This window comes from Mesorhizobium sp. B2-8-9 (genome assembly GCF_006439475.1).
GTDB lineage: Bacteria > Pseudomonadota > Alphaproteobacteria > Rhizobiales > Rhizobiaceae > Mesorhizobium.
In genome coordinates this window covers 1-1,904 of record NZ_VFTQ01000068.1, presented here as the reverse complement: position 1 = coordinate 1,904, position 1,904 = coordinate 1, and the positions used below count along the sequence as shown (strand labels likewise).

General features: G+C 57.9%; 2 protein-coding genes. Both read left to right on the top strand.

The annotated features are described in order from the left end of the window. The coding region (locus FJ423_RS33940; protein ID WP_210239594.1) for a hypothetical protein at positions 1 to 257 on the top strand (257 nt) is incomplete at its 5' end. A 577-nt stretch (positions 258 to 834) separates the two neighbouring features. After that, the gene (locus tag FJ423_RS33350) at positions 835 to 1,677 is read left to right on the top strand and encodes a PRC-barrel domain-containing protein (RefSeq protein WP_140848033.1); all 843 of its coding nucleotides are present in this window, start codon (positions 835 to 837) and stop codon (positions 1,675 to 1,677) included. Positions 1,678 to 1,904 lie beyond the last annotated feature (227 nt).

The window sequence follows — 1,904 nt, the reverse complement described above, 5'->3', positions numbered from 1 at the left end:
GTGACGATCTCGCCGGTGAACTCGTTCGCATTGGTCTTCTTGAAGCTGCCGATGGTAGCCATTTTCAGTCTCCGTTTTCTTCGTTTCCGAGCCCGCACCATGCGGCCTCGATGGCGATCGTGAGGCCGGAGGCGACTGCCGCCGCATCGCTTGCGACCGCAGCAAAGCGCAGGATGGCGCAGGCGCGCGTTTCTTGGTTGCGCGAGGAATGGGCTTCGCCCAGGGGAAGAAACGCGCGACGCGCCATTGCGGCATAGGCGATCGAGGCTTCCGCCGTCCTTCGGCCAGATCAGCCCGTTCGAGAGGTCGTTTGGTGCCCGCCGTGAAATGGAAAACGGGACGATGCGATCATCTGCGGGTAAATGACCTGATGTGGACCATTTCGCCAGTGCTGAGGTTACCACGGCCTGGCATGTGCATCAGAGCCTGGATCCAGCTGGCAATCGCGGATGGGATCCAGCGTGCAGGACTGGGTCGTGCCGTTGCTGGCTGCTGTCGAAGCAGGTCCAGACAGGCACTCCAATACCGGCTTTTGCCGTTGAGCGGCTTGCATTGCAGACGTCTCGTTGCGGCCGATAACGGAACGTCCTCTTTCGGACAATTAGGCTAGGTCCCTGGCATCCACGGCAGTTGTAATCCTGTTTGCAGGTCGGGTCATTTGACTCGTTGGTGGCGGGGGGCGGTAAACCCGTGCAGGTTCTGCATGAGCCTTCAGTCCGGCGCCCTTTGCGACCATTGGCCTGCTCCCGGAACGTAAGGCAGTTCCTTCCGTTGGATGAATTGGCGTTGGCAGCTGCCGACGTCAATCGACCAGGCAACAGGAGGAATTTCACAATGATCCGCAAGATACTAGCTACGGCCGCGACGGCAGCTCTCATGTCGGCGGCGCTCTGCACGGCGGGTGCTCACGCCGCAAATACCAGCAACCCCGCTACCCAGACGGAGGTTGTTGCCCCGGTCACTGATGGCAAGCTCGTCTCCAAGATCATGGGAGCCGCGGTCTATGACAGCACCGCCGACGACGCGACGAAGATAGGCGATGTCAATGACATCGTCCTGGACAAGGACGGGAACGCCAAGCTCGTCGTCATTGGCGTCGGCGGATTCCTTGGCGTGGGGGAAAAGAACGTAGCCTATGATTTCAGCAAGCTTGAATGGGTCAACAAGAAGGGCGATCGCTGGTTAGTCGCAAAGACGACGAAGGATGAGCTCAAAGCTCAACCCAATTTCGATACGAAGCCTTATGATACCGCGGCAGCACCCACGGCGCAGACGACTAACGGCCAAGCGGCTAACGGCAAAACCGATACGACCTCGACAGCCTCGATCGACAAGTCGTCCCTGACCGAAATGCCGTCAGACAAGATCAGTGCGGCAAATCTGATCGGAACCAACGTCTATGGCGCAGATGATGCGAAGGTCGGCGAGATCGGCGACGTCATCCTGACTGGTGACAAGAAGGTCGACGCAATAATCGTTGATGTAGGCGGCTTTCTGGGCATTGGCGAAAAGAAGGTCGCGGTCGCTATGGAGAACCTCAAGTTCATGACCGACAAGTACGGCAACCGTTACCTCTACACGAACTTCACCAAGGACCAGTTGGAGGCGCAGACTGCCTACGACAAGGCCACTTACGCCCAAAACCGGGACAAGCAGCGCATCATCGTCAACAAATAAAAAATCATCGCGCAGCGCTCGCCCGTGTGGCGGGTGCTTCGACTGGAAAACGCAGGAGCGGACTTGAAACTAGCCGACGAGGTCCGTCATAGCTCTGAAGATATCAGCGACCTCGTCCTGTCCGATGTCGTGTCTGCACTTCATCGACGAGTTAAGGTCAGCCACGAGTTCGATATTCCCTACATTGCTGGGTACAGCACGGATGCAAGGACGATTTACATCGACCG

Coding starts and splice junctions, on each gene's coding strand:
- FJ423_RS33350 (WP_140848033.1), top strand. CDS start 835: ATGATCCGCAAGATACTAGCTACGGCCGCGACGGCAGCTCTCATGTCG.